The organism is Pseudoalteromonas sp. HF66, assembly GCF_011806445.1.
GTDB lineage: Bacteria > Pseudomonadota > Gammaproteobacteria > Enterobacterales > Alteromonadaceae > Pseudoalteromonas > Pseudoalteromonas apostichopi.
Genome location: NZ_JAATOU010000016.1, coordinates 56,011 through 82,896, shown reverse-complemented (window position 1 = coordinate 82,896; position 26,886 = coordinate 56,011). Strand labels below are relative to the sequence as shown.

27 protein-coding genes are annotated in these 26,886 nt (G+C 41.4%); 14 read left to right on the top strand and 13 right to left on the bottom strand.

The genetic code is table 11. From position 1 onward, the window contains the following. A complete protein-coding gene (gene dbpA / locus HCZ11_RS15295) occupies window positions 1-1,389 on the bottom strand; it encodes an ATP-dependent RNA helicase DbpA (protein WP_130050031.1) in 1,389 nt (462 codons plus the stop codon). 187 nt (window positions 1,390-1,576) lie between these two features. Between dbpA and HCZ11_RS15290 the strand changes: the two genes are divergently transcribed. Continuing rightward, window positions 1,577-2,533 carry a tetratricopeptide repeat protein gene (locus tag HCZ11_RS15290; RefSeq protein ID WP_130050032.1) on the top strand — a complete coding sequence of 319 codons (957 nt, stop codon included), beginning with the start codon at window positions 1,577-1,579 and terminating at the stop codon, window positions 2,531-2,533. Between the two features lie 314 nt (window positions 2,534-2,847). Here HCZ11_RS15290 and HCZ11_RS15285 read toward each other — a convergent pair whose 3' ends face one another. Both HCZ11_RS15285 and HCZ11_RS15280 read right to left on the bottom strand, forming a co-directional pair. After that, the gene (locus HCZ11_RS15285; protein WP_167658818.1) at window positions 2,848-4,806 is read right to left on the bottom strand and encodes a S9 family peptidase; all 1,959 of its coding nucleotides are present in this window, start codon (window positions 4,804-4,806) and stop codon (window positions 2,848-2,850) included. 108 nt (window positions 4,807-4,914) lie between these two features. Next, the gene (locus HCZ11_RS15280) at window positions 4,915-5,820 is read right to left on the bottom strand and encodes a DUF808 domain-containing protein (RefSeq protein WP_167658817.1); all 906 of its coding nucleotides are present in this window, start codon (window positions 5,818-5,820) and stop codon (window positions 4,915-4,917) included. A 113-nt stretch (window positions 5,821-5,933) separates the two neighbouring features. On the opposite strand from HCZ11_RS15280, the gene HCZ11_RS15275 reads away from it, so the two are divergent. From HCZ11_RS15275 to HCZ11_RS15260, 4 genes are all read left to right on the top strand, one after another. After that, a complete protein-coding gene (locus HCZ11_RS15275) occupies window positions 5,934-6,224 on the top strand; it encodes an MliC family protein (protein WP_130050035.1) in 291 nt (96 codons plus the stop codon). Window positions 6,225-6,306: 82 nt separating this feature from the next. Then, window positions 6,307-7,773, top strand: a complete 1,467-nt coding sequence (ubiD, locus tag HCZ11_RS15270; protein ID WP_130050036.1) for a 4-hydroxy-3-polyprenylbenzoate decarboxylase — start codon at window positions 6,307-6,309, stop codon at window positions 7,771-7,773. An 87-nt stretch (window positions 7,774-7,860) separates the two neighbouring features. After that, complete coding sequence (fre, locus tag HCZ11_RS15265; RefSeq protein WP_167658816.1) at window positions 7,861-8,574, top strand: NAD(P)H-flavin reductase; 714 nt, start codon at window positions 7,861-7,863, stop codon at window positions 8,572-8,574. Window positions 8,575-8,719: 145 nt separating this feature from the next. Then, a complete protein-coding gene (locus HCZ11_RS15260) occupies window positions 8,720-9,136 on the top strand; it encodes a CBS domain-containing protein (RefSeq protein WP_054563674.1) in 417 nt (138 codons plus the stop codon). A gap of 9 nt (window positions 9,137-9,145) precedes the next feature. Here the strand turns inward: HCZ11_RS15260 and add are convergent, their stop codons facing one another. From add to cyaY, 8 genes are all read right to left on the bottom strand, one after another. Further along, window positions 9,146-10,147 carry an adenosine deaminase gene (gene add, locus HCZ11_RS15255; RefSeq protein ID WP_130050038.1) on the bottom strand — a complete coding sequence of 334 codons (1,002 nt, stop codon included), beginning with the start codon at window positions 10,145-10,147 and terminating at the stop codon, window positions 9,146-9,148. Between the two features lie 103 nt (window positions 10,148-10,250). Then, the gene (locus tag HCZ11_RS15250; protein ID WP_167658815.1) at window positions 10,251-12,947 is read right to left on the bottom strand and encodes an ATP-binding protein; all 2,697 of its coding nucleotides are present in this window, start codon (window positions 12,945-12,947) and stop codon (window positions 10,251-10,253) included. 30 nt (window positions 12,948-12,977) lie between these two features. Continuing rightward, entirely contained in the window at window positions 12,978-14,087 is a 1,110-nt protein-coding gene (locus tag HCZ11_RS15245; protein WP_167658814.1) for a heme biosynthesis HemY N-terminal domain-containing protein, read from the bottom strand. Further along, window positions 14,084-15,904 carry a uroporphyrinogen-III synthase gene (locus tag HCZ11_RS15240; protein ID WP_130050041.1) on the bottom strand — a complete coding sequence of 607 codons (1,821 nt, stop codon included), beginning with the start codon at window positions 15,902-15,904 and terminating at the stop codon, window positions 14,084-14,086. Before HCZ11_RS15240 ends, HCZ11_RS15245 begins: the two co-directional genes overlap by 4 nt. 1 nt (window position 15,905) lies before the next feature. Beyond that, complete coding sequence (gene hemC, locus HCZ11_RS15235) at window positions 15,906-16,844, bottom strand: hydroxymethylbilane synthase (RefSeq protein WP_130050042.1); 939 nt, start codon at window positions 16,842-16,844, stop codon at window positions 15,906-15,908. A gap of 36 nt (window positions 16,845-16,880) precedes the next feature. After that, a complete protein-coding gene (locus tag HCZ11_RS15230; protein ID WP_167658813.1) occupies window positions 16,881-17,771 on the bottom strand; it encodes a DUF2914 domain-containing protein in 891 nt (296 codons plus the stop codon). A 21-nt stretch (window positions 17,772-17,792) separates the two neighbouring features. Further along, window positions 17,793-18,449: an alpha/beta hydrolase gene (locus HCZ11_RS15225; RefSeq protein WP_167658812.1), complete on the bottom strand. Its 657-nt coding sequence runs from the start codon at window positions 18,447-18,449 to the stop codon at window positions 17,793-17,795. Beyond that, window positions 18,446-18,769: an iron donor protein CyaY gene (cyaY, locus tag HCZ11_RS15220; protein WP_036974421.1), complete on the bottom strand. Its 324-nt coding sequence runs from the start codon at window positions 18,767-18,769 to the stop codon at window positions 18,446-18,448. The genes HCZ11_RS15225 and cyaY overlap by 4 nt, the downstream gene beginning before the upstream one ends. A gap of 148 nt (window positions 18,770-18,917) precedes the next feature. Between cyaY and HCZ11_RS15215 the strand changes: the two genes are divergently transcribed. The 8 genes from HCZ11_RS15215 to HCZ11_RS15180 all read left to right on the top strand — a co-directional run bounded on the left by HCZ11_RS15215 (window position 18,918) and on the right by HCZ11_RS15180 (window position 25,075). Next, window positions 18,918-19,097 (top strand): lipoprotein, encoded by a 180-nt coding sequence (locus HCZ11_RS15215; protein ID WP_130050045.1) that lies wholly within the window; start codon window positions 18,918-18,920, stop codon window positions 19,095-19,097. Then, complete coding sequence (gene lysA, locus HCZ11_RS15210; RefSeq protein WP_167658811.1) at window positions 19,098-20,351, top strand: diaminopimelate decarboxylase; 1,254 nt, start codon at window positions 19,098-19,100, stop codon at window positions 20,349-20,351. Between the two features lie 64 nt (window positions 20,352-20,415). After that, window positions 20,416-21,246 carry a diaminopimelate epimerase gene (dapF, locus tag HCZ11_RS15205; protein WP_130050047.1) on the top strand — a complete coding sequence of 277 codons (831 nt, stop codon included), beginning with the start codon at window positions 20,416-20,418 and terminating at the stop codon, window positions 21,244-21,246. Then, a complete protein-coding gene (locus HCZ11_RS15200) occupies window positions 21,243-21,854 on the top strand; it encodes a DUF484 family protein (RefSeq protein WP_130050048.1) in 612 nt (203 codons plus the stop codon). The genes dapF and HCZ11_RS15200 overlap by 4 nt, the downstream gene beginning before the upstream one ends. After that, on the top strand, window positions 21,851-22,804 hold the full coding sequence (locus HCZ11_RS15195; protein WP_130050049.1) for a tyrosine recombinase XerC: 954 nt from the start codon (window positions 21,851-21,853) through the stop codon (window positions 22,802-22,804). The genes HCZ11_RS15200 and HCZ11_RS15195 overlap by 4 nt, the downstream gene beginning before the upstream one ends. Before the next feature lie 12 nt (window positions 22,805-22,816). Then, window positions 22,817-23,527 (top strand): HAD-IA family hydrolase, encoded by a 711-nt coding sequence (locus HCZ11_RS15190; protein WP_167658810.1) that lies wholly within the window; start codon window positions 22,817-22,819, stop codon window positions 23,525-23,527. A 66-nt stretch (window positions 23,528-23,593) separates the two neighbouring features. Beyond that, the gene (locus HCZ11_RS15185; RefSeq protein ID WP_167658809.1) at window positions 23,594-24,706 is read left to right on the top strand and encodes a TIGR02281 family clan AA aspartic protease; all 1,113 of its coding nucleotides are present in this window, start codon (window positions 23,594-23,596) and stop codon (window positions 24,704-24,706) included. 9 nt (window positions 24,707-24,715) lie between these two features. Continuing rightward, window positions 24,716-25,075 (top strand): HopJ type III effector protein, encoded by a 360-nt coding sequence (locus HCZ11_RS15180; RefSeq protein ID WP_130050052.1) that lies wholly within the window; start codon window positions 24,716-24,718, stop codon window positions 25,073-25,075. A 14-nt stretch (window positions 25,076-25,089) separates the two neighbouring features. Here the strand turns inward: HCZ11_RS15180 and HCZ11_RS15175 are convergent, their stop codons facing one another. Together HCZ11_RS15175 and HCZ11_RS15170 are read right to left on the bottom strand one after the other, a co-directional pair. After that, on the bottom strand, window positions 25,090-25,497 hold the full coding sequence (locus tag HCZ11_RS15175) for an N-acetyltransferase (protein WP_130050053.1): 408 nt from the start codon (window positions 25,495-25,497) through the stop codon (window positions 25,090-25,092). Window positions 25,498-25,805: 308 nt separating this feature from the next. Then, window positions 25,806-26,111, bottom strand: coding sequence for a DUF6482 family protein (locus HCZ11_RS15170; RefSeq protein ID WP_063700650.1), 306 nt, complete (start codon window positions 26,109-26,111; stop codon window positions 25,806-25,808). Window positions 26,112-26,192: 81 nt separating this feature from the next. Here HCZ11_RS15170 and HCZ11_RS15165 point away from each other — a divergent pair, with 81 nt between their 5' ends. Further along, on the top strand, window positions 26,193-26,879 hold the full coding sequence (locus HCZ11_RS15165; protein ID WP_167658821.1) for a pseudouridine synthase: 687 nt from the start codon (window positions 26,193-26,195) through the stop codon (window positions 26,877-26,879). Window positions 26,880-26,886 lie beyond the last annotated feature (7 nt).

Here is a 26,886-nt window from a genome sequence, read left to right as displayed (position 1 = left end):
TTATCTGCTCAAACGTCGCGCACGAATTTTACGCTTTTTAATATTACCTTCAGTCAATTTACGTAATGCAGGTTTTGCAGCAGCTCGCTCCACAGCAATAAAAGCCACATTATCAAGTACGTTAATTTTACCTACCTGATGACCTGCAATCCCTTCTTTGCCTGTTAATGCACCTAAAATATCACCGGCACGAATTTTTTGCTTTTTACCAGCATCAATCATAATCGTTGCCATAGTAGGCTTATAAGCGGGTTTTTCGAGCAAGCTAAATGGAGGAATCGGTTCTGGGTCAAAATCACGCTCATAGTGGTCACCAATTTGTGCCACTTTAAATTGCTCAGCTTCACCATAAATAGAACATGCTATGCCCTTTTTACCTGCTCGACCAGTACGGCCAACACGGTGAACATGGGTTTGTGGGTCATGTGCTAGATGATAGTTCACTACCATGTCCATGTCATTGATATCTAAGCCTCGTGCTGCAACATCCGTTGCCACCAAAATACAGGCGCTTTTATTAGCAAAGCGGATTAAGGTACGTTCACGTTCACGTTGATCTAAATCACCGTGTAAGGCAACCGCACTAAACCCTTCAGCATAAAGGTCATCACAAATCTGTTGTGTTTCAACCTTGGTGTTACAAAAAACCACACAGCTTTCTGGCTGGAACTTCAATAACAACAGCTTCAATGTATTAAAGCGCTGTTTGTTGTTATCTAGCTTGTAAAAGTATTGTTTGATTGTGCTTTTGGTTTGCTCTTCTTCTACCTTAATCATTTCAGGATTGCTAAGTACTCTCTCAGCAACAGCTGCTATTGATTTTGGATAAGTCGCACTAAACAATAACGTTTGACGTTGATTTGGAATGCACTCAACAATAGCATCAAGGGTATCTTGAAAGCCCATATCTAACATTTGGTCAGCTTCGTCTAACACTAAGGTTTCGACATCATCTAAGCGTAATGTGCCTTTGCGAATATGATCGTCAACACGACCAGGGGTACCGACAATAATATGTGCGCCATGTTCTAGCGAACCAATTTGTGGACCAATAGAGACACCGCCACATAAAGTCAAAACTTTAATATTATGGATACCACGTGCAAGCTTACGCACTTCTTCAGCTACCTGCTCTGCTAGCTCTCGAGTAGGGCACAAAATTAGAGACTGAATTCGAAACCGTTTCACATTTAACTTAGCCAACACACCTAAACTAAATGCAGCCGTTTTACCCGACCCCGTTTTTGCTTGGGCAATAATATCTTTGCCTTGTAAGATCACTGGCAAACTTTGCGCTTGTACTGGCGTCATTTGCGTATAACCTAAAGTTGATAAGTTATCGGTTAACTCTCGCGGCAAAGCCAAAGATGAAAAAGCAGTAGCAGTCACAGTAATATTCCAAACTTGATAATTGAGGGACATCCTCGAAGATGCTGTGGATCATAGCAGAGAATCTGCTGTTTCTCTAAACGAAAACACCGTTCGACATGTTTAATTCATATTTGCTTACAGTTTGCCGCTTTCTAACTCTCTGCATTTGTTCTAGTTTATTGATAGCAATCTTCAGGAAGAAACTATGCTTCTATTTAATACCGCTGCAGCTGATGTTGTTTATAAAAAACAAAAAACGTGCCCTCACTGCCATAGCGAACATTATTCTTTAAGCAATCATAGTAAAGTTTTACGCTTTACTATTTTGCCCATCATCCCATTATCTATTAATTATCAAAGACAATGTGATGACTGTGGCTATGTTACTCCTGCACCTTGGTATTCATTGCCAGCCTTAGAATTAGTGTCGTTTATAAAATACTTTATTGGTCTATTCTTCATCGTTTACCTATTAACAAATGCATTTATCGGTGCGAATGAACAAACTGAAAATGAGCAAACTTACTTAAACGAGCCAAAGTTATTTGATACCTATTTTGTCTATTCAGATAAATTTACTGGCAAACCAAAACGTATTAACAACTTAAAAGTAGCTCAGCTCGTTGAATTTGATGATAAAAACATGACTTTTAGAGTTGCTAACTACACTTACAAGTACAATAAAGACATCGAAATTGCCATGCGTACCAGCATGCTAGTTCAAGATGATTACTTTTCTAGTAAAACCCTGACTTTCAGTAAGTCACAAATAAAGCAGCTTTATGATGAAGGCAGCATTTATAAAATTATGCGACCTGAACTTTATAGTTTATTTGGTGGTTTTGTTATGCACCCGCCTAGACCTAAGCCTTTATATACGGGCGTTAAGCTCGATAAACATAATCAGGAAGGGATTACTTACTTCAAAGATGGCCTATACGAGGAAGCGTTGAAAAGTTTTACGCTGTCTGCGGAAGATGGTTATGCATGGGGGCAATTAAACTTGGGTCAGATGTATCGTGATGGCCAAGGGACAGAAGTGAATAACGAAAAAGCAGCTTACTGGCTCAACAAAGCTACCTTACAAGGGAATCCTAAAGCAAAGATTGAGCTCGCAGAGCTATGCTTGAGTTACGATTGTAGTAAATTGAATACTCAATAATCTATTACCCATAAACATCACTCAGCAGAAACCATCCTAATAACATGACACTCGCTATTTACTTTCAATTTGTTATGTTATAACATTTTTATATGGCGCAGTATTTATGCTCTTTTGTTGGTGTTTATAATTACTTGTTAGCAAAAGCAGAGTCACTCTCTCTGCTCTTTTTAGAGAGTACAGCTGGGTAGTATTGCCTGATAAACGAATCGTCTTTTGAGTTTGTTTAACTTGAAGGAAGACCTTGCACACTAGCACGCTTACGTTCCCGTGCTAAATCCTTGCCGGCGAGCTTGCTCGCCGGCATTTTTCTTTTAAAGCTTTAAATGTTCATCTAAGAAGGCCAATACTTTTTTGTAGTATAAAGCACGGTGCTCTTCTTTATAAAAACCGTGACCTTCATCATCAAGAATAGTTATTTCATATGGATGCTTAGCTTTTTTCAAAGCAGCTTCTAATGATTCAGCTTGTTCAATGGGCGCACGTTCATCTTCACCACCATGTACAATAAGAACAGGTGCTTTTAGCTTATCGACATTATAAGCAGGCGAGAATGCTTTTAGTTCTGCCTCATCAGTACCAATCACTGTTTTTAGGTAATTAAGTCCATGACTGCGCGCTTGCGTGTCACCCTCTTCATACATAAGAGGCAAGTCGTAAACCCCCATCAGGCCTATTGCACACTTGAACATATCTGGTTCGATTATCGCGCTTTGTAGAGCAGAGTAACCACCAAAGCTGGCACCCATAATACAAATGTTATCTTTATCAACCGTGCCATCTTTTATTAATAATTTTACACCATCAATAATATCGTGCTGAACATTTTGTCCCCACTGGCGATAACCGGCTTCTTGGAAGTTCATACCAAACCCCTCTGAACCACGGAAGTTAACCTTGAGCACTGCCATACCTTTATTCGCTAACATTTGTACTTCTGGGTCGTAACCCCAGTAATCACGTTCAATTGGGCCACCGTGCGGCATAACAACCAAAGGTAAGTTTTTCTCAGCTTTGCCATTTGGCACAGTTAAATAAGCAAGAATTGTTAAACCATCGCGGCTTTTAAAACGCAGTGGTGTGGTTTGCGCCATTTCATCTTGATTTATCCAGCCTCGCGCAGAGAAAAGCGCTCTTAACTTATTGGTATTCGCATCATAAAGATAATATTGCCCAGGGTTTATATCGCTCGATGCGAAAATAATATTTTTTGAGTCGTCTTCTGTACTACTAACTAGCTGTACTTGACTGCCTGGCAGTGCGCCCAATAAATCTTTAAGACGCTGTGATTTAGGCGAATTACTATCAACAAACGCATAGCTTGGGTAGTCAGCCTCAGTTTCTATGGCAAAAAGCTCTTTAGAGATTTCATCAACCCAAATATGCGACGGTGAAACATGCTTATCTTGAAAGATTTTCGTCACTTCTTTGGTTTTTAGGTTAATTTTAATAAGGCTTTCTGCTTCTCCACCTTTTGATGCAGTGGCATATACAGACTCACCAGATTTATCAAACGCCTTTAATGAGATATCGGTGTAATTAATACCTTCTAAATCAAGCTCTTTCCAAAAACCACCTTCAGGCTCTCGCACATGAATTGTCGCATTGAGGAAATCGTCACTTGATACAGCGATACGAACATTGCCATCATGGTCTGTTAAAAAACGTCCCATAGGTGCAGGTGATCGCGTAATTAGGGTGCGCAGACCGCGATAAACATCGACTTCATATACAACGGTAGTTGGTTCATTCGTTGCAGTCCATGGGTAAGTGACAACCAAAACTTTTTTATCATCATGAAGTAAGGGATCTAAAAGGTATGAGGTTCCTTGGACTGGAGTTTGTTTTTTTAACCGAGTACCCGTTTGCTGCTCACCATGATAACCAATTACATATGCGCCACGGCTACCATCAACATTCACAGCAAATAACTCACCATAATAGATGGGGGTATCTTGCCAGCCTTTTAAATACTCTTTTTCAAGAATAACACGCTCATTGTTTACCCAGTGGTATTCGCCAACCTGTGCATTACCCGGAAAAGCAACCGCGTGAGTTACTGCAAACTTGCTTGTATCAACAATGATGAGTGAATTTTTACCTTCGTGCTTTTTAATAGCAGCGACGTAATTGCCATCAGGAGAGATGGTTACACGACTAAAGTCATTACCTTTACTAAAATCTTCTACCGATAATTTTGCAGATTTAGCGAAACTGGTAAATGACAGCGTAAATAACGCGAGCCCCAGCATAAAAGTGAGGTATCGAGACATGATTAACTCCATTTAACGATTTAATTGTTATATTTAGCTGAGCAATAATAAAGCAAAGCCCCTATTTTATATACAAAAAATCAACAAAAATGGTTAATTTGATACTTTCTAATGACGAATTTTATGCCATAATTCAACCACTAACACAACGATAATTCCAGCAACAACGCCCAATAAACCATCAAATATAATTGGCGTAGCCAACTCACCTGTTTTACCAAGTAAACCTGTTACAAACTCAGCGCTACCCTGTTGGGCGTGATGCAAAACGGGGATCCCATGTACCAATATGCCTCCACCAACTAAAAACATAGCTACCGTTCCTGCAAAGGCTAAAAAGCGCATTAACTTAGGTGCTGACGCAAGTAAAAACTTACCCACTAGCTCTTTAAATTTACCACCACTTTGCTGCGCTTTTTGCAGTAGATACAAACCAGCATCATCAAGTTTAACAATGCCTGCAACTAACCCATACACACCAATGGTCATAATAATTGCAATTACACTTAGCACTAAAGCTTGATTAACCAGCGTTGCACCAGTAACTGTACCTAAAGTTATCACGATAATTTCTGCAGAGAGGATAAAATCGGTGCGGATCGCCCCTTTCACTTTTTGCTTTTCGTATTCTTGTAAGTCCAGTTGTTCAGCCAAAGTTTCATCTTCTTGTTGAGCATGACCAAACAGCTTTTCGATAATTTTCTCTGCACCTTCAAAGCACAAAAACAGCCCGCCAACCATTAACAGCGGAGTGATTAACCAAGGTAACCAAACACTAATCAATAACGCTGCCGGCACTAAGATGGCTTTGTTGATAAATGACCCTTTTGCCACAGCCCAAACCACGGGCAACTCTCTATCGGCGGTTACCCCAGTGACTTGCTGAGCATTCAGAGCGAGGTCATCACCTAACACCCCTGCTGTTTTTTTTGTTGCGACTTTACTCATCGTCGCAATATCGTCTAAAAGTGTTGTAATATCATCAAGTAAGGTTAGTAAATTAGTGCCTGCCATGGTGGTTCCTTGCCCATTAAATACATTATCAACATAACTTATCCTGTCATTTTCACCAACGGTTAATTTTTCTTTGTTAGGCTTATAGCTCATTCAAAAATAGAGGTGTTTCTATGATTAAACCACTTCTCTCGGGGCTCGCTTTAGTTACCTTGTGCGCGTGTGCTGAGCAAAGTGCACCAAGCAATTATCTGTGCGATGGGACCCTTAGTGCCAGTATTGTTGAAAACAATGATGAGGAAGCAAGATTGACATTTAAGGACAATGAATTTTTACTCAATCGCCAAGTAAGTGGCTCAGGAGTTAAATACAGTGCCGATAATGTGCTGTTTTGGTCTAAAGGCGATGAAGCTATGCTGATTTTAAAAGGTAAAAAGTACCAATGTAGCTTAATTCAGCAATAGCAAAACCTATCGCGGCTAAATTAGCTTAATCAGTGGTTTTGAGTATAATAGCGACAGTTTATTCAGCGTTTAAGCGGCTATAATGAAATACAAAGATCTTCGCGAATTTATCGAGTTATTAGAACAAAAAGGTGAACTAAAACGGATCAAACAAGAAATTGATCCTTACCTTGAAATGACCGAAATTGCCGACCGCACGTTACGTGCAGAAGGCCCAGCTCTGTTATTCGAAAACCCTAAAGGCCACACTATTCCCGTTCTTGCCAACCTTTTTGGTACACCCAAACGCGTTGCCATGGGTATGGGACAAGATGATGTTAGTGAACTGCGCGAAGTCGGTAAGTTATTAGCTTTTCTAAAAGAGCCTGAGCCACCTAAAGGCATTAAAGAGGCATTAGGGCAAATCCCAGTATTCAAACAAGTATTGAATATGCCTGCAAAAGAAGTAAAAAAAGCGCCTTGTCAGCAAGTCATACTTGAAGGTGATAATGTCGACTTAACCAAGCTGCCTATCCAACATTGCTGGCCGGGTGATGCAGCCCCATTGATTACATGGGGCTTAACGGTTACCAAAGGGCCTTATAAAAAGCGTCAAAACTTAGGTATTTACCGTCAGCAGCTACTGGGTAAAAACAAAATTATTATGCGTTGGTTATCGCATCGCGGTGGCGCATTAGATTTTCGTGAATGGTGTAAAGAGCACCCTGGTGAACCCTACCCAGTGTCTGTGGCATTAGGTGCCGATCCTGCGACAATCTTAGGCGCTGTAACACCCGTCCCTGATACCCTAAGTGAATATGCGTTTGCTGGTTTACTACGCGGTAGTAAAACTGAAGTTGTTAAATCGATTTCAAATGACCTACAAGTGCCAGCTACCGCAGAGTTCGTGCTTGAAGGTTATATTATGCCGGGTGAAACAGCCCCTGAGGGCCCTTATGGCGATCACACAGGTTACTACAACGAAGTAGACGAGTTTCCGGTGATGACGGTCACTCACATTACACATCGTGAAAATCCAATTTATCACAGCACTTACACTGGCCGCCCACCAGATGAGCCAGCAGTACTCGGGGTTGCATTGAACGAAGTGTTCGTGCCAATTCTGCAAAAGCAGTTCCCTGAAATTGTAGATTTTTATCTACCGCCTGAAGGCTGCTCTTATCGCATGGCTGTGGTCACGATGAAGAAACAATACCCAGGTCATGCCAAGCGCGTAATGATGGGTGTGTGGTCTTTCTTGCGTCAATTTATGTATACCAAGTTCGTGATCGTTTGCGATGATGATGTAAATGCACGCGACTGGAACGACGTGATATGGGCAATCACCACACGTATGGACCCTGCTCGTGATACGACAATGATCGAAAACACACCAATTGATTATTTAGATTTTGCATCGCCAGTATCTGGCCTTGGCTCAAAGATGGGCATGGATGCGACTAATAAATGGCCTGGTGAAACAGACCGCGAATGGGGTGAACCCATTGTCATGGACCCAAAAATCAAAGAACGTGTTGATGAATTATGGGACAGCTTAGATATTCTCTAGGCTGTGTCTATGTTAAACTGCTCAAAATTTAACGGTTATGAGTGCGATTCATAACCGAATTTGCTTCTGTGCTTATAAAGGTAAACTATGCAAACATTACTCGCTGACGTGGTTGCGATCAGCCCGCTTACAGACCACGTACATAAGGTCATTTTGAAACCACAGCAACCTGTGTCATTCGAGGCAGGCCAATATATGCAACTAGTATTAGGCGAAAAAGATAAGCGTGCCTTTTCTATTGCAAGCCGCCCGTCGCAAACTGACCAAATTGAACTACACATTGGTGCCGCGGGTGCTGATTCGTATGCAATGCAAGCGCTTGATCATTTACGTCAAGCACATACAGAGCAACAGCAAGTTAATGTTGAAGTGGGCTTAGGTATATCACAGTTGCGAGTTGAGGGTGAGCGCCCAATTATTCTACTTGCTGGCGGTACTGGTTTTTCTTATGCCAAATCAATGGCTGATCACCTTGCTGAAATTGGCTGTGAGCGTCCTGTATTATTTTACTGGGGTGTACGTGAGCAAGCTGCACTTTATGCACATGATGAAATGCAAGCATGGGCAAACAGCAACCCACATTTCCAATATATTCCTGTGGTTGAAAATGCACCGCAAAGCTGGACAGGCAAAACCGGTTACGTCCACAAAGCCGTTATGGAAGATATCGTGTCTTTAGAACCATACGATATTTACATGGCAGGCCGCTTCGACATGATTGGCGTGGTTCGCGATGATTTTATCAATCATGGTGCGGTACGTGAGAACATGTACGCCGACGCATTTGCATTCATTAAATAACTAACTCATACAGGTTATTGTTAAGGCATCCAATTGGATGCCTTTTTTATTTGTTTTACCTATCGCCTTAATCCATCTAAACGATTTCACAAACTGCATTTCCTTGACCATACTTTGTTTAGAATAATGATGGGGAGAGACCCAAATGCTAAATACAAAAGTACAAGACTTTATGCAACGTAAGTTGCCACACATTACGCCTGAAACTGAAATGACCACCGCGATTAGCGAGCTGCAAAAGTTTAAATTACTAGGCGCACCAGTATTCGATGACAACAAAAGCCTAGTTGGCTTTATTTCTGAACAAGAGCTGCTACAACCGCTTATGCAAAACAGTTATTTCTGCGATGGCGTGGTAAAGGTAAAACAACTAATGCGCACCGATGTTGTCACGGTGAGTAGCGATCAAAACATCATTGAGCTGGCAGATGGTATGCAAACTGGTAAGCCAAAAAATTACCCGGTTATTGAGGATGGTAAGGTTGTTGGCATGATCAGCCGAGGAGATGTGCTCAAGGCATTGTATGAAAACTATGTCTCATGCCAAGAGCACCAAGTGTAAGTTAGCTGCTTAACGATTAGCAGCTAACTGTTTTAAAGCAGCTTTATCTGCATCGCTTAAATAAGCAATTTCAAGCGCATTAGCTTGTGCTTTTTCCATATCGGCTTGGCTTAAACCTGCCGCAGGTGCTGCTACTTGATACTCATACGCTATTTCAATACCTTCAACTGCCGGATCATCAGTATTAATTGATGCCAAAATACCATGGTCTAAGAAGGTTTTTAACGGGTGTTTAGCAAGCTCAGCAACAGTGCTGGTTTGAATGTTACTGGTTAAGCAAGACTCAATACCAATGCGCTTATCACGTAAGTAATCCATTAGCGCAGCATCTTCAATCGCTTTTACACCATGACCAATACGCGTTGCACCAAGCTCGTTAATTGCCTGCCAAATGCTTTCGCTACCTCGCGCTTCACCAGCGTGAATAGTGGCAGCTAAGTATGCATCATGAACTTGCTTAAAGTGATCAACAAATAACTCACCAGGAAAACCAATTTCATCGCCAGCTAAATCAACAGCCACTAAATCATTTTTAAAAGCAAGCAGAGCATCAAGCTCTTGCTGACAAATTTTAGTACCATAAGTACGCGACATAATGCCAATTAGGTTGGCTTTAATTGGTGCGTTTTGACACGCACTTTTAACACCATCAACTACCGCTTCTACAACACCTTGCGGGTGTAGACCTTGGCTTTGCGCCATATAATATGGACTAAAACGAAGCTCTACGTAATCGAGGTTTTGGGCAATAGCATCTTCAACGTTCTCGATAGCAATACGACGACATGCATCGTAATCACCCAATACTTTTACACCCCAATCTAACTTTTGCAAAAATGCCATTAGATTAGGTTCAGGGTCGATAACCTGTACGTGTGGAATAAGCGCTTCAATGTTATCAGCTGGTAATTCTAGGTTGAACTGACGACCAAGTTCTAAGATCGTTTGTGGGCGAACATTACCATCTAGATGACGGTGAATATCAAGCAATGGAAGTTTGTTATTGATCATAATTAGCACTCAGGTTCAGTAAATTTGCGCGGATCATACGTACCCACGACGATATTTCAAGTTTAGATGATTTTATTTACTTTTTTGAGGTCAAATGTCTGCTTTAATGACCGCTATCATTATGCAAGAAATGCCACAAAGTTTTAAAAAGTTTATCAGCATCAATTGGCTTCGTTAAATAACCATTCATACCACTGGCTAAGCCTTTCTTTTGGTCATCATCTTGGGCATTTGCCGATAAGCCAATGATCGGTAAATCAGTGATCAGCAACTCATTGCGAATAACTTTGGTTGCTTCTAAGCCATCCATATTCGGCATTTGAATATCCATGAGCACAAGGTCATAGCTTTTTTCACTGATCATCTTAATAGCCTCGCGGCCATCTTTAGCAATATCAGGTTGGCAGCCTTTGGTTTTTAAAATAGAACTCGCCACATGTTGATTCAATGGGTTATCTTCAACCAATAGAATTGCATCATCGGCAAATGAAACAGTAGTCACATCTATATCAGCTAACTCATCATCACTATGAACCACCTCTTCAAGAGGAGACTCAAATGGCAGCGAAATTGTAAATGTTGAGCCTTGTCCCTCAGTACTACTGAGGCTTATCTCGCCTCCCATCATAACAATGAGTTTTTGGCAAATACTCAAGCCTAAACCTGTACCACCGAAGCGACGAGAGGTTGAGCTATCAGCTTGTGAGAATGGTTTAAACAGGCGCTGCTGGGCCTCTTTACTGATGCCAATACCTGTATCAATAACACTAAAGTAAGTAAATTCACCCTGCTGCCAAATCCGCACTGTAATCGTTCCCTCTTGAGTGAACTTCACCGCATTATTTAACAGATTCAATAATATTTGTTTTAAACGGATTGGATCGGTATGGATCAGTAGGTGTTCAGAAGCATCAAACTCAACTCTAAATTCTAAAGAGCGAGAGTTAAGCTCAAACTGCAGTAAGTTCGTTAATTCACTCACAAGCGCATTCACATCAATAGGCTCTTGATGTAACTCCAGACGCCCTGCTTCAATTTTAGAAAAATCTAAAACATCATTTATCACCCGTAATAGAACATTCAATGCACCGTCTGCTTGATCGATATAACTACGCGCTTGTTGCCAATCTTGCTCTTGCATTGCTAAGTAATGCAGCCCCTTAATACCATTAATAGGCGTGCGTATTTCGTGGCTCATATTAGCTAAGAACTCACTTTTAATTTGGCTAGCTTTATCGGCTTTTTGTTTTTCTTCGCGAAGGCTTTGGGTTTGCTTTGCTACTTGCTGACGAATTTGAATATTAGTGCCTGTTACCGATATCAAAAAGGTAATCAATAACCACACAAACAGCATTCCGACAATTTGCGCAAGCCAATAAGACAGCCAAGATGACTGGGCTACTGATTCCCATAGTTTCACCTGCCAAACACGCTCACCAATAATAAAATTAAAGCTTGCGATTGCTGTAGTGCCAACACGATGAGGGCTGTAAATTTCAACAGGGTTAGTACCATCGGTAACATCAAAAAAACTGGCATCAATCTCGGTGTTTTGATTAAAGTTAAGTGTTCGCGCCAACACTTCCAGATTGACCACAGCAACAACATAACCTCTAAAACCTACTTGATGGTTAATGTCTGAATAAACAGGGTTAAAGAACAAAACGCCCTTTTCGCTGCCATCTCCTTGCATAAGGGTGATTGGTTCACTCACAGTGACATTTTTAATTAACCGAGAGTCTGTAAGCGCTTGTTTACGTAATTCGTTTGAGGCCAAATCAAAACCTTGAGCGGGTTGGTTGCCCTCTAAAGGGTGAACATATTGCACCGGAAAATACACCGCTCGCTTACTCACCGGCTGCCATTGCCCTGCAGCATTTTTTTCTTTCACGTAATAGTGGGTGCCTAGTTCATCACGCAGTAGATTTTGATAATTAGTTAGTTGCGAGTGAATAACCTTTGGCGCCCATTCAAAGGCAAGTATCTCTTCACTGTATTGCAATTGACGTGCTGTAAAGCGCTTAAATTCATCAAAATCAACTGCATCGCTACTAGCAAAAAAGGTCGCTAATAAAGCTAAGTGAGACTTAATTTCATCAACTTGGTGCTCAAGATTAGTATGAATCGCACTGACTTTGGCTTGCTGGCGCTGTAAGTCTTTATCTTTTTTTACACTGGCTGCGCCATAAAAACTGACACAAATAACCATATAGATTAATAGCGACGGCACAATTATTTGTAGCCGCTGGCGAGTATGATGGTAACTAAATGCAGCTAAAACTAATGGCGTGAAAATCAGCACTCCAATACTGTCACCAATCCACCATGCAATAAAATTATTAAGTGCCGCATAACTCGGAATAACATTATTTATGACCAGTAAAGCTGTGCCAATTGATGCCGCAATCAAGCTACACAAAGGGCCGCCAATCATTAAACCAAGCATACTTTGCTTTAATGACGATAATTCAATCGGGCGTTTAACTACATGAATAATAATGTAATAGGCAAGCCAAGCTTGGAATGTTGATGCTGTTGTTACACCGATAGCCTGCAGCATCATTTGCCAATGGAAAATATCAGTGGCTTTATCAAGGTGAATGAGGTTTACAAAGAACGCCCCTAGCAAAACTCCTGGTAGGGCACGATTTCGAAATAGCAAGATACTGGCAAGAGCAATACCTGAAGGCGGCCATGCAGCAACCGCATAACCATCAATCGCCAGCAAAGAATTACTTAAATACCCTGTAAGAAAGTAAGCAAGTGCGATACTTATGGTCAGTGTAAATAAGTTCTTCAAGCCATCGCTCCTTTGCTGGCTGGAGTAAAATTATTGATAGAGTACCAATGCTTTTTCTGGCTGGGCACTTTTACTATAACTGAGTACAGCTTGCTGCAAATAGGCATTACGATTATCAGCATTAAGTGCTTTATCAAACACCCGCGCAGCTAAATCGTACTCACCATGAGCATTCGCTAAACATGCTAGGGCTAGAAGTAAATCTGTATTCTCGGTGTCTTTTTTCAATACATCTTGCAAACTTGCTTGCAGCTTGAGTGCATCGCCAGGGCCACTGGTACGTAAAATACGTGCTAAATCTTTATGCTGCAGCGGTTTTTTAACCATTTTAATTAAGCTTAACTCTATTTTATTTAATTCGCCTGCCTTTGCCATCGCTGCCAAATAACTTACTTCAGCGTGTGGTTTAAGGTTTTTCGCTAATTGCTCATAGCGCGCAGTTAAATCCTCGCTTGACTGCGCTGCAAAGTAGCGATCAAACAGTTGCTGCCATTCCTGCTCTGAAAGTGCTTTTTTGCGTAATAAGCGAGGCATGAAGTCATTAAGTGCAGCCCATTTTTGCTCTTGCACTAAAACATGGGCATACATTTTGAGCTCTAAACGAGTAGCTTTTTTGCGTTCAGCTGAGGCTTTTAGATCAGCAAAAATAGTGCTGGTTTCACCGCTGGCAATCCATAACTTAGCCACTTTTAGTTGATTATTTTGACTTATGTTATCAAGGTAGCTAATCGCCTTTTCGTTCTCATTACTCGCTAATGCCGCTTTAGCAAGAAGCGCATAACGTATATCGGTCCACTGGTCTGCAACACTGTTATTATCAAGGGCTAGCTCCAGCTCTGCATAATCGTTATTTATTAAGCTCCATACACCTTGCTCAATAGCCGCTTGTTTACGTTCTTCACTACGAGCAAAAAAGCGATGGCGTGTGTGGCTATACAAAGACCATAAATAACGAACTAGTTTATAAAGCACATATATTGCAGTAAGTGCTAACAGTAAGAGTGCTGTAACGCCCCAAATAGTGCCTTCAATGGTTGTTTTATTAAAGGCAATTAATACATAACCCTTTTGATCAATAAAAAAGGGGGCAATTCCCAAACAGACGGCTATCGCAATAATGATTAATAAAAAGCGGATCATTGTGCCCACTCCTTCACCTGCTCAGTACTTTGCAGTGACACTTTTGGGCTGAAATCAAGTTGCTCTTTTGAAAGCTCAGCGAGGCTTTTTAATGCCGCTTTTGTTTGCGCATCATCTTGCTTAAAGTAATCTTTTACCAAGCTATGTGCAGCATCAACAGCGCTAAAATACACACTGCTTTGTTTACTTAATACAGCATCTTGCGCTTGAGCTAAGTATAAGCTTAAGCGCTGTTTAACTAAGTGGCGCTCTTGCTCACTTAAAAATGGTGCGATAACCATATCTTCACGTGTGCGTACTTCTACAAAGAAGTCTTTAAACTGCTGCCATGATTTCGCAAGGTTCTGACGCCATTCACTGACATTTTCGCTCAATTGATTTGGATCTTCTTTGACGACTTCTTCAGGTAGTGAAATAGCATTAAATACTAGTTCATCAACTTTTTGATTAATGCCATGCAGTTTTAAATAAATTGCTTCAACAGCAACAGGCTCTATGGCGTTCAAGGTTTGCAAGTCTTGGTGAATTGCTTGGCGAATAGCTCCTGTACCCGGGTGTTCTGCTAGCAAGCTATCTAAGCGAGATAGCACAGCGGCAGCTCCTTGGTAATCGTGCTCTGCCCACAATTTAAACTCGGCCATACGTTGCAGGCTTGTAACCTCTTGCGGATTAAGCGTGAAAGTTTGCTGCTCAGCGCGCTTTAAAGCCGCTTGTAATTGCTGCTGAGTTTGCTCAGCACTTTCATTTAGCGCCTCAGAGACTTTTTGTTCACTGTTATAAAGCGAATGTTGTAATGTTTGCTGCGCACTTTTTAATGCATCAATCTGCTGTTGTAAGCGTTGGTTTTCATCTGTCAGCTCAGTAAATGCAACAGCTGATTGCTGATCACTATTTAATTTGTGATAAAACTCATAGCCAACAGTAGAAGCCACTAAAAGTGAAATAAGTAACGCTAAGCTACCTGATTTGCTGATACCTTTTTTTGCTTGCACAGGCGCTTTCGTCCCAGTATTTACCGTTTGCGCTTTTTTATCTGGCTGTGCAGTCACTGGCTTTGCGGGTTGTTTTGATTCTGCTTCACTCATTTTGCTACCTTGCTGATTAATGCAGGTGAACATAGCGCTATCGCTCGCCCCTGCAGCAATATGTATCTGTGTTCTTGCGACCTTTTGTTGCTTTAAATAGTCAGCGATACGCTCACTAGCAACGAAAAATTGTCGCTCTTTCAACCATGTAAGCTGAGGCTCATTTAAGCCATTAAAAATGGCATCCACCGCTGCATTACTAGTAATGACTATACCTTCTACATCAACTGTTTGCCAGTGGTCCATCCACTTACCAGGCTCGCTCTCAATTGCGCTACGCTTGTAAACAACCAACTGATTCAATAAAGCACCACGTTGTTTTAAGGTTTTCGCTATCGTCGTGCGCCCGCCTACACCTTTCACTAATACAATGTTACTCAGCTCTACATCTTGCAGCGTTTTTAGCTCGAGCAGACCTTCTGAATCATGTTTTTTTGGCACAGCAGCTCGACGTCCAAACGCCTCATAAACCGCATCAGCAGTTTGCTGACCAACCGCATAAAGTTGGGCTGCTTTGTTAATTGTTGGTGTGAGTTTTAACAAGGCATGTACGGCATCTTGCGAGATAAAAATAACTTTATCGGCATTTTCTAGCGGCGCAAGCTCACTACTATTAACCGTGAGGTAATCTAAGGTAAGGACTGGACATTGGGTTGTTTGATAACCCGCCTGCTGAAGCTCAAGAGCAAGCTCAGTGCCTTTTCCTTCTGGACGAGTTATCAAAATATGCATATTAAGCGTCTCTATATACTTCAGCTAAAATTTTATCGGCACCTTGCTCAAGTAGCTTTTCAGCAAGTGTAATACCTAACTGCTCTGCGTCAGCCACTGGACCTGTCACTTCATCACGCAGCATTTGGCTGCCATCAATAGCGCCCACTAAACCACGTAAATGCACTTGCTCACCCTCAACTAGTGCAAATGCACCAATTGGCACCTGACAGCCACCTTCTAAATGGCGGTTCATCGCACGCTCGGCATTTACACGAATGCGTGTTTCATTATGCTCAAGCGGAGCTAGTAGCGCTTTTGTAACTTCATCGTCAATACGACATTCAATACCTACTGCGCCTTGACCATTTGCAGGTAATGATACTTCAGGCTCAATAAAGGCAGTGATGCGTTCTGGCATTTCTAAACGAATTAATCCCGCAGCAGCTAGGATAATTGCATCATATTGACCATCATCTAGTTTTGCTAAACGGGTGTTAACATTACCGCGTAAATCACGAATATCTAAATCAGGACGCGCTTCGCGAATTTGGCATTGGCGGCGTAAGCTTGACGTACCAACAATAGCACCTTGTGGTAACTCATCTAAGCTTTTGTAGTTGTTAGATACAAATGCATCACGAGGGTCTTCACGCTCACAAATTGTGTTTAAGGCTAAGCCTTCAGGAAACTCAACAGGTACATCTTTCATCGAATGCACCGCAATATCTGCGCGGCCATCAAGCATGGCTTGTTCAAGCTCTTTTACGAATAAACCCTTACCACCAATCTTTGCCAGTGGCGTATCAAGGATAATATCGCCTTGCGTCGACATAGGAACCAACTCTACCGTTACGTCGTCATGGAAGTGCTCTAATTGAGCTTTAACAAATTCTGCCTGCCATAAAGCAAGCGCACTTTTACGGGTAGCGATACGAACTAGTTTTGTTGTCTGTGTCATGAAAAATCCAATTAATTATCAGGCTGATACTAAATGTTACTCAGCTAAAATTCTAAACTCTTTTTGGGCCAGCAAGTTGCCATCTGCGTCAATAACCTCAACACGCCAATCACCGAGCTGCTCTGGCATGATGTTTTTTGTTGAATAAGTACGAAAACGCGGGCTACTTACAGCTAATTCAATAGAAGCAAGCTGCTGGCCTTGGTAATACCATTGATGACGAACAGTTTGCCCCTGCATATTTCTAAGCTCACTAAAAAAGCTTAAGCTATTACTAATTTGCGCTAATTTTACATCGTTTTTTAGAACATTGACTGGTTCTCGATCAACAACATCGGTTGTTAATACTGCGCGACTTACTTTGTCTGTATCTATTTTAGCGCCGATTGCAACACTGGCAATATGTGCTGAGTGTGAAAACTGCTGCTGAACATCGGGTACTGCAGCAACCTCTATTTGCTCTTCAGTTTGCAGTCGTTCTTCATCGGGAGTGACAGCTGATGTTTCAGGCAGCTGTTGCCCATCAAAAACCGGCTCGCTCACGATCTCTGTATCTACTGTATTTGCTTCAGGTTCAGCTACGTCTGCGATAACGACCTCTGTAATAGCACTTTGTTTACTATCAGTAACCGCTGGTTGCTCATTCACTGGTGATGCAGTCACTTCTTTTGGTTCTTCTTGTTTGGCATCATTTAAAGGAGCTTGTAACTCAACACTTGCAAGCTCCGATTGCGGCTCATCCTGTGCTGATTGCTCAGCATTTACAGCCCCAATAAAGCTATACACTAATATAGCCAGTGCAACTAAGATGACACTGCTGACCATAAAAATACGTCGCCAATGCCATTGATAAGTGACCGCCGTAGAAGTTGAATTAACTGCTTCAACAGTATTCATATTTGCTGTAATTACAAGTTTCTTTGTCATGTTGGCCTCTAAAACCAAAAATTAACTCAAGCGAGCAATTAACCACTCACGAATAGCGATTAGTTCTTCACCACAAACTTGGTGCGCCATCGGGTAATCTTGCCAGCTTACTTCCATGTTGTTAGCGCTAAGCACATCAAATGCCTGCCTACCTGCATTATGTGGTACCACATCGTCAAATCGACCATGGGCCATAAAGATGTTTAAGCCTTGCTGCTTGATTTCATCGGCTAATTTATCTGGCACGCACATATAGGTTGATAGTGCCATTACACCCGCTAATCTATAGTCGAGTCGTGGCGCTAAGTGTAGCGATACCACACCACCTTGAGAAAAACCTGCAAGAATAATTTTGTTAGCAGCAATCCCTTTTGCAATTTCTTGATCAATAATCGCAGCCACTTTTGCAGCGGATTCACGAACCCCTTGCTCATCGGCACGCTTATCTAAATCCATTGATTTAATATCGTACCAAGAGCGCATCGCCATACCACCATTAATGGTGACTGGTTGCACAGGAGCATGAGGAAACACAAAACGCACTCCAAGCTCTGCTGGTAGTGCTAGTTGTGGTGCCACTGGCGCAAAACCATCGCCTGAATCACCTAACCCGTGTAACCAAATGACTGTTGCTTTATGTTCACTCTGTGCTGGATATTCAACAAACTCTAAACTCATAGTTCTGAGCGCCACTCGATAGGTTGCCCCGCTTGACGTGTTGCTGCATCACACATAAATTGCCAAAACTCAGCACCCGAGCGGTTATCAATCCACTTATCATCGCGTAGTTCAAAATGGTGACCATTAAATTTCGTCGCAACCCAAACTTGATGAAGTGGTGCTTGCTTGTTGATCACTATTTTACTGCGATCTGGGAAGATGATTTCTAAAATACCTGACGCTGATTCATAATCTAAGTCGGCATCACATTCATCGATTTGCTCTTCAATAGTTAGCATTAATGCATCGGCTAGTGTGTGGTATTCATGATCAGTCATTTTAATGTCCTTTTACTGGCTTTAAGCCTAGATCTGGAGGCAGATTGTGTACATCAAGTGTAACAGGAATAAATTCATCCGCGAATAGCTGCATTTTTTAAATATTCTGTTACTCTGCGATTATAAAGCCAGCAATCGTATTAATCTAATGAAAGAGACTCATAGCCAAAAATTAAAAACAATCTTACCACTTAGCGCCCTACTTCTAACCCTCGCCGGTTGCGGACAAAGTGGTGCTCTTTATCTACCAGATGATACTGCACAGCCTAAAGAATCTCAGCCGCAGGCTGATCCATCCGAACAACCAGAGCAAAAACAGGACCAATAGATGGACTTTTTTAACTACAATAATAATCAGCTGTTCGCTGAAGACATCGCTGTCAAAGAGCTGGCAGAGCAATACGGTACACCGTGTTATATCTATTCGCGTAAAACCTTTGAGCGCCATTACCATGCCTTTGCTGATGCAGCAAAATCGCATAAAAGTTTGGTGTGCTATGCCGTAAAAGCCAACTCTAATATTGCAGTGCTCAATATTTTAGCGCGGCTTGGTTCAGGTTTTGACATCGTCTCAAAGGGTGAGCTTGCTCGTGTAATCCAAGCTGGAGGGGACGCCAGTAAAGTGGTATTTTCTGGCGTTGCAAAAACAGCCGATGAAATTGCGTATGCACTTGAATTGGGGATCAAATGTTTTAACGTTGAGTCAGTGGCTGAGCTTGAGCGTATTTCAGAAGTGGCTACTTCTCTTAACCATGTAGCGCCTATTTCGATTCGTGTAAACCCAGATATTGATGCTAAAACGCATCCTTATATCTCAACAGGTTTAAAAGAGAATAAATTTGGTATTGATATTCAAACTGCGGTGACAGTATATCAACACGCGGCATCTCTGCCTGGTTTAAAAATTACCGGTGTAGATTGCCACATTGGTTCGCAGCTAACAGAAATTAAACCTTTCTTAGCTGCACTTGAAAAAGTGCTAACACTTATCGAAGAGTTAAAAGCCGCTGGCATAACACTTTCACACCTCGATATTGGTGGCGGACTGGGTGTGCCATATAACGGCGAAACACCACCTCATCCAAGTGAATATGTTGATAAAATTACCGCTCGATTAGCAGATTACCAAGATTTAGAGCTGATTTTTGAGCCTGGTCGTGCAATTGCTGCAAACGCAGGCATTTTAGTCACCAAAGTTGAGTTTATTAAACAAAACCAAGATAAGTTCTTTGCTATTGTTGATGCGGGTATGAACGATATGTTACGTCCATCGCTATATCAAGCTTGGCAAAATATTGTGCCGGTTGAACCTCGCGTAGATGATACGCCTACTCACAACTACGACATTGTAGGCCCTGTTTGTGAAACCGGTGACTTTTTGGGTAAAGACCGCGAACTAGCGCTACAAGCCAGTGACCTTTTAGCGCAGCGCAGCGCTGGTGCGTATGGTTTTACCATGAGCTCTAACTACAACTCGCGCCCTCGTGTTGCAGAGATTATGGTGGATGGTCAGCAAAGTCATTTAATTCGTCAACGTGAAACCTTAGAAAGCCTATGGCAAGGCGAGAAAATTTTACCATAAACGTTTTTATAACCGGGCAGCTCTGTGGCATGATTAGCTCAGAGCAATCCTGAATTAGAGCGTTATGTTAGTTAATTTCTCAAAAATGCACGGCCTAGGTAATGACTTTGTTGTTATTGATAACATTACTCAAAATGTTTTCTTATCTCGTGACCAAATAAAAAAGCTGGCAGATCGCCATTTCGGCATTGGCTTCGATCAACTACTTATGGTTGAAGCCCCTTACTCTCCTGATCTAGATTTCCATTATCGTATTTTTAATGCCGATGGTAACGAAGTTGAACAGTGTGGCAATGGTGCGCGTTGTTTCGCCCGCTTTGTTCGTATGAAAGGTCTTACCAATAAGCATAAGATTTCAGTTTCAACAAAATCTGGCAACCTCACTCTTTATATTGAAAAAGATGGCCAAGTTACGGTAAATATGGGCCACCCAAATTTTGAGCCGAACAAAATCCCATTTAAAGCCAGCAAGCGTGAGCTAACTTATATTCTTCGCACTGAGGAACATACTGTATTTAGCGGCGCAGTTTCAATGGGTAATCCACATTGCGTTTTAGAAGTTGATGACATTCATACAGCAGAAGTTACCACTCTAGGACCACTGCTTGAAAATCATGAACGTTTTCCACAACGCGCAAATGTTGGTTTTATGCAGGTAATTTCACAAGATCACATTAAACTTAGAGTGTGGGAGCGTGGCGTAAGTGAAACATTAGCATGTGGTACAGGTGCCTGTGCCGCAGTCGTGGTTGGACAAATTCAAAGTAAACTCGCAAGTACCGTACAAGTCGACTTACCAGGCGGGAGTTTGCAAGTACGCTGGCAAGGCGAAGGCCATCCTGTTCGGATGACTGGCCCTGCTGAGCATGTATTTGATGGACAAGTGGCATTATGAGCAAACTAACAGAACAACAAATTGCTGAATATTTAAAAGCACACCCCGATTTTTTTATTAAAAATCCTGATGTACTCGCTGAAGTTGAACTACAACAGCAAACAGCTGGTGCAACGTCTTTGGTGCATATTCAACAGCGCCAATTACGTGAACACAATACGTTATTAAAAAATAAGATTGAGCAGCTCGTTGAACAAGCAAAAGAAAACGAGTTAATTTACCGCTTATTTAGCGACTGTCATCGTCAGTTATGGACTAACTATGACTTTACGACACTGGCTAGCAACTTGCGCAATATTATCTGCACAAATCCATCCATTAACGAATGCCACTTAGTTAAGTACGATAAAAAGTTTGATGAGTTAATTGCTCACCGCCTGCAAAACGACGGCATTTACTTGGGCCGAGTAAGTCAGCAAGAAAGAGACTTACTATTCTCAGACACGACTCAATCGACTGCTTTATATCTAATTGGTAACACGAAACACCCTGTCGCAATTTTGGCGTTTGGTAGCGATGACGTAAGTCACTTTGAACCGGCAAAAGACAGCTTTTTTGTCCTTGAGTTTGTGCGCTCATTACAACTGCGCTTATTGGAACTTGCATGAGCGATGTGAAGACGCCAGACATTGATGAATTAAGTGATGCTTGGCGAACACCCATCCAACTTTTTGCAGACTACTTACGCTACGAAAAACAATACTCAGCGCACACAGTTAACCAATACACGAGCCAACTAGGCTTTGCAGCGTTGTACTTTAGTAAACTCTGTGAAAACTGGTTTGCGGTACAAGGTGAGCATATTCGTCGTTACAGCATGCAAATGCGTAGCAAACAATTAAGCGGCCGCACAATCAGTTTAAAACTGAGCTGTATTCGCAGTTTATATAAATTTTTAAAAGCCAAAAATATTGCCAGTCAGGCACATTATCATAATCCGGCAGAAGCCATTAAAGGGCCTAAATTTTCCAAGCCTTTACCGAAAAATTTAGACGTTGATCAAATGGCTAAACTACTAGAATTGCCAGATGATGATCCTTTAGCTATTCGTGACAAAGCTATGATGGAATTAATGTATTCATCAGGTCTGCGAATTAGCGAGTTAGTTGGCGCTAACATACAGGATATAAACCCTACTGAAGGTGAAATTTTAGTCCGTGGTAAGGGTAACAAAGAACGTTTATTACCTGTTGGCAGTAAAGCACTCAGTGCATTAAAAACATGGTTGAAAATTCGTCCTCAATTTGCGCATCCAGATGAAATAGCGGTATTTGTTAGCAGCCAAAAGAAGCGAATTTCCGTGCGCCAAGTTCGCCTTCGTATGCAAGAATGGGGTATCAAACAAGGGATCAGCTCGCAAGTGCATCCACATAAGTTACGCCACTCTTTTGCTTCACATATCTTAGAGTCGTCAGGAGATCTACGTGCCGTACAAGAATTATTAGGACACAGTAGTTTGTCTGCAACTCAAGTTTATACGCATTTAGATTTTCAACATTTAGCTAAAGTGTACGATAACACCCATCCACGCGCTAAAAAGCGCCCAACATCAGAGTAAACTCTTGTAATTATGATCCGATTTAACCGTGCCTTATCGCCAGTTTCTGTTTTAAGTTTTGATTTAGACGACACACTTTATAACAACCATCCGATCATTAAATCAGCCTTGCAAGCACAAGCTGATTACCTTGAGGCGTTAGAACAATGGCCAGCGGATAGCATGAGCTATTGGTTAGAGTGCCGCGATAATGCTTTAAGACAAGATGCGACTCTAATCGATGACGTTACGCGCTGGCGACAAACAGCCTTACACTATGCCATGACCAACCTTGGTTTTTCTGCTGAGCAAGCTAAGTTTCATGCCGAAAATGCATATCAGGCATTCGCTGATGCCCGTAGTAAAATAACCGTATCTGATGAGGTACTTGAATTACTTACTAATCTCAGCAAACACTACCGCCTCATCGCCATCACCAATGGCAATGTCGAGGTAGAAAAGTTTAACCTTCATGGCATTTTTGAGTTAGTACTACAAGCCGGTCCACACGGAAAAGCGAAGCCGCACAGCGCTTTATTTGATAACGCTGCAAAACAGTTAGAGGTTACTCATAATGAAATTTTACATATCGGCGATAGCCTAGATACTGACGTACAAGGTGCAAATAATGCAGGTTGCCAAAGTGTTTGGCTAAACAACCAAGCAACTCAATATCGTTATCTTGGGTTAGCTGATATTGAGATACGCAATATCATGGCACTCAATCATTTAGTTAAAAAGTAACTTCTTTCAAAATTTGCTTTATGCTGAGTAAATAACAAACAAAAATAGAAAGCTTATGGCAGAAGAATGAAGGCTCTACTTAAATTAATATTACTGTGTTCTCTTAGCTTAAATGGTTACTTCATATGGCAGTTATTTTCCCCTGAAAAACCAGTAATACTAGAGGCAGACGCACCAACGCCTAAAGTAAAGAAAAGCGCTGTTTTACCAGCCCACTTTCAGCAAGCGGTTGTGTTGTTTAGTAACCACTTATTCGACAAAGCTGTTGCTGAATACACGCAACTACTCACCAATGATCCACACTATGCAAAACAACTTAAACAAGCTTGGCAACAACAACTTGAGTCATGGCTTTCCCATAAAAATTTCACCTTAAGTGAGCTATTTTTAACGGCTTTTTTAAATAGCCACCCATACGATGTCAGCATGCTTGAATTTGATGCTAAGCGTTTAATAGCACAAGGTGATACCCAACAGGGAATTATCAATTTACTGGCTCTTAGCAACCAGTTAGACAGCAATAAAAAGCAACAACTTAGCAAACAAATAGACGAGCTAAGCACATCCTTTATTGGTGAGCTTATAGCGGCACAACAGTGGCAGGTATTACATAGTAGCAGTCAACACTGGCTTGATTACGCCACAGGTAACGCACATTACTTATATGCCAATGCATTAGCAAACTATCATTTAGAAGATTATGTGGCTAGTCAAATCACCCTAGATCAACTTCCTGAAAATCATGAATTTAAACAGCAAGCTGAGCAATTACGCCAATTGATACAACAAGCCTTAGCAGGTGTTGACGTTATAAAATTAACCGCTCGAGGTTCACACTATCTAATAACCGGCATCATCAATGATGATGTCGAAACCGAGCTAATGATCGACACTGGCGCTAGTTTTACGGTCATAAACCAAACGTTATTAAACTCGCTTAATACCCCTCCTAATTACCTTGGCACATTGCAAGTAAACACAGCTAACGGCGTTATTGAAGCTCAGCGTTATCAGCTCGAGTCGTTTCAAATCGGACAACAGCGCATCAGTAATTTTGAAGTGTTGGTAATAGAAAATCATGCTGGTTATGGCTTACTAGGTATGAACTTTTTAGAGAATTTTAAGTTTAATATCAATCAGCAAGTGAATGAGTTAGAGTTAACAAAGAACAATTTTTAAGGACAAGCAATGACTCTTAATGAATTTCTTTCGAAATTAGCAAGCTCACCGCAACAGATTGAGTTTACCGATACAATGGCAGTAATAGACAACAATTATGACTTTATTCCAAGCGGTTTTAACAATCATGGGCTGCTTAGCGAAGCAAATGAAAATAATGGCTCGTGCAAAATTTTTGCCTTTGCAAAACTTAATCAACTAAGTAAGCAAAATACCCTAGATTGTTTTGGCGCATTTTATCGTGAAGAAGTATTAAAGAACCCTGAAGGGCAAGACCACATGAACATTCGTACCTTTATGCTTGCTCCTGAAGCCACCCCTTTCTTAGGAATTACATTTACCGAGCAAGAAGTACTTAAAGCGAAGTAATCTAAGCACAATAATCAAAGGTTTTTTTCCATAAAATAACGGCAACCGTCGAGCGGGTAATTTCTCATTTCATACTTTACTTGGTAGCCGTTTTTTTCGTAGAAAGGTTTGGCTTGAAAATCGAGAGTATCGAGTTGCGCGGTGTTTGCACCAAGCGCTTTAGCCTTACTCTCTAATTCGGCTAACAATCGTGTCGCAAGGCCTTTACCACGCGTCTTATCATCACACCAAAGCCAACTTATTATCAGCCAGTTGCCAAACACTTGGCCGTGAATACCGGCTACAACACTGCTGTTTTTAGCTATGAACTTAAAACCAAGAGGAATACGTTCGGCATTAAAATGCCCAGCATTGTAAGCAACAATATGTTCTCTTAGCTGGTTGTTTAGTTCAGCTGAGTCATCACTTTTTAATTGATACATAGCATATATACCCAAACCACCTCAAGATGCGAGTTTCAGTTGGAATTAAAAGCGATTTAGGCAAGGCATTGATTGCAAGTAATAGTGGTTCTATTGTTAAAATCAATAACGCAGTATAAATCGCTTTTAAACCAACCCTTTGGGCGCTTCACAGGCACTTACTCTCATCGTTGTTACTTCTTAAAAGGGACTGCCATTCTTGCAAAGTAACGCCTTGATATTAAGCACCTGTGAAACGCTGAATTCTGCATCTTGAGGTGGCTTGGGTATATAAAACGTTATGACTCAGTATACGCTTATATCCTTAATCAGTATAAGTGGTTCTTACCATAAGGAACTTCGAGCATATTACTAGCCAGCTTTTCTGGCTGACCACACATTTCATCATAAGCACTTGTGTGGCGTAATACCATGTCACCATAACTTAAATGATCGAGACGCTTTTGAATGTGCAACGGGCTAATATCGCGGATAAACTCACCTTGCTCATCAGTAACATAATATTCAACGTTATTGATCACCACAGACACCTGATACAGCGCCATTTCCAACGAATGAAGGATAACCTTTTGCAGTGGTTGGTGCGCTGCAAGTTCAGATAACTTAATTGCCATGTCGAACCCCTTTTGTATGGTAGTACTTCTTATACGCGGGTTTGATATACTGTGATCAAATTAATTGTACAAAAATCACTCATGACTGAAAAAGTACGACTTGCCAAATTTATTGCCCATGCAGGTGTTTGCTCTCGAAAACAAGCATCGCGCTTGATAGATCAAGGTGAGGTAACAGTAAATGGCCGTGCTGCAAATCATATAGATCACGTTGATGAACATGATGATGTGATTGTACGTGGCGAAAAAATTTCAGAAAAAGCGCCACTAACCTACTTTGCGTATCACAAACCCGTTGGTATTGATTGCAAATTAAATGCTGACGACCCAACCAGTCTTATTCATAGTCTGCCTAAAACCACTCGCGTTTACCCAATTGGCCGGCTCGACAAAGACTCCCGAGGTTTGTTAATTTTGACCAATGACGGTGAGTTTTGTAATCAACTGATCCACCCTGATTATCATCAACCCAAACGCTATTTAGTTACGGTAGATAAGCCTCTTGATGGCGTCTTCTGTGACAAAATGGCAGATGGCGTACCCGTAGATAAGCAAATAACCCTTCCTTGTGAGGTGACTCAAGTGACCGAAACGCAGTTTTACATCGTCTTAAAACAAGGCTTAAACCGGCAAATACGAAAAATGACACGTTATTGTGGCTACAAAGTCATAGACCTTTACCGCACAGATATCGCAAAGCTTTCACTCACCACGCTGAATTTGCCCGAAGGGCACATAGTCAGTATCAAAAAAAGTGACATTCTCTAACAAAAAA

What these genes read in the sequence shown, in the direction of transcription:
- HCZ11_RS15290 (WP_130050032.1), top strand. Translation starts at nt 1,577, where the DNA reads ATGCTTCTATTTAATACCGCTGCAGCTGATGTTGTTTATAAAAAACAA.
- HCZ11_RS15285 (WP_167658818.1), bottom strand. Translation starts at nt 4,806, where the DNA reads ATGTCTCGATACCTCACTTTTATGCTGGGGCTCGCGTTATTTACGCTG.
- HCZ11_RS15280 (WP_167658817.1), bottom strand. Translation starts at nt 5,820, where the DNA reads ATGGCAGGCACTAATTTACTAACCTTACTTGATGATATTACAACACTT.
- HCZ11_RS15275 (WP_130050035.1), top strand. Translation starts at nt 5,934, where the DNA reads ATGATTAAACCACTTCTCTCGGGGCTCGCTTTAGTTACCTTGTGCGCG.
- ubiD (WP_130050036.1), top strand. Translation starts at nt 6,307, where the DNA reads ATGAAATACAAAGATCTTCGCGAATTTATCGAGTTATTAGAACAAAAA.
- fre (WP_167658816.1), top strand. Translation starts at nt 7,861, where the DNA reads ATGCAAACATTACTCGCTGACGTGGTTGCGATCAGCCCGCTTACAGAC.
- HCZ11_RS15260 (WP_054563674.1), top strand. Translation starts at nt 8,720, where the DNA reads ATGCTAAATACAAAAGTACAAGACTTTATGCAACGTAAGTTGCCACAC.
- add (WP_130050038.1), bottom strand. Translation starts at nt 10,147, where the DNA reads ATGATCAATAACAAACTTCCATTGCTTGATATTCACCGTCATCTAGAT.
- HCZ11_RS15245 (WP_167658814.1), bottom strand. Translation starts at nt 14,087, where the DNA reads ATGATCCGCTTTTTATTAATCATTATTGCGATAGCCGTCTGTTTGGGA.
- HCZ11_RS15240 (WP_130050041.1), bottom strand. Translation starts at nt 15,904, where the DNA reads ATGCATATTTTGATAACTCGTCCAGAAGGAAAAGGCACTGAGCTTGCT.
- hemC (WP_130050042.1), bottom strand. Translation starts at nt 16,844, where the DNA reads ATGACACAGACAACAAAACTAGTTCGTATCGCTACCCGTAAAAGTGCG.
- HCZ11_RS15230 (WP_167658813.1), bottom strand. Translation starts at nt 17,771, where the DNA reads ATGACAAAGAAACTTGTAATTACAGCAAATATGAATACTGTTGAAGCA.
- HCZ11_RS15225 (WP_167658812.1), bottom strand. Translation starts at nt 18,449, where the DNA reads ATGAGTTTAGAGTTTGTTGAATATCCAGCACAGAGTGAACATAAAGCA.
- cyaY (WP_036974421.1), bottom strand. Translation starts at nt 18,769, where the DNA reads ATGACTGATCATGAATACCACACACTAGCCGATGCATTAATGCTAACT.
- HCZ11_RS15215 (WP_130050045.1), top strand. Translation starts at nt 18,918, where the DNA reads ATGAAAGAGACTCATAGCCAAAAATTAAAAACAATCTTACCACTTAGC.
- lysA (WP_167658811.1), top strand. Translation starts at nt 19,098, where the DNA reads ATGGACTTTTTTAACTACAATAATAATCAGCTGTTCGCTGAAGACATC.
- dapF (WP_130050047.1), top strand. Translation starts at nt 20,416, where the DNA reads ATGTTAGTTAATTTCTCAAAAATGCACGGCCTAGGTAATGACTTTGTT.
- HCZ11_RS15200 (WP_130050048.1), top strand. Translation starts at nt 21,243, where the DNA reads ATGAGCAAACTAACAGAACAACAAATTGCTGAATATTTAAAAGCACAC.
- HCZ11_RS15195 (WP_130050049.1), top strand. Translation starts at nt 21,851, where the DNA reads ATGAGCGATGTGAAGACGCCAGACATTGATGAATTAAGTGATGCTTGG.
- HCZ11_RS15190 (WP_167658810.1), top strand. Translation starts at nt 22,817, where the DNA reads ATGATCCGATTTAACCGTGCCTTATCGCCAGTTTCTGTTTTAAGTTTT.
- HCZ11_RS15185 (WP_167658809.1), top strand. Translation starts at nt 23,594, where the DNA reads ATGAAGGCTCTACTTAAATTAATATTACTGTGTTCTCTTAGCTTAAAT.
- HCZ11_RS15180 (WP_130050052.1), top strand. Translation starts at nt 24,716, where the DNA reads ATGACTCTTAATGAATTTCTTTCGAAATTAGCAAGCTCACCGCAACAG.
- HCZ11_RS15175 (WP_130050053.1), bottom strand. Translation starts at nt 25,497, where the DNA reads ATGTATCAATTAAAAAGTGATGACTCAGCTGAACTAAACAACCAGCTA.
- HCZ11_RS15170 (WP_063700650.1), bottom strand. Translation starts at nt 26,111, where the DNA reads ATGGCAATTAAGTTATCTGAACTTGCAGCGCACCAACCACTGCAAAAG.
- HCZ11_RS15165 (WP_167658821.1), top strand. Translation starts at nt 26,193, where the DNA reads ATGACTGAAAAAGTACGACTTGCCAAATTTATTGCCCATGCAGGTGTT.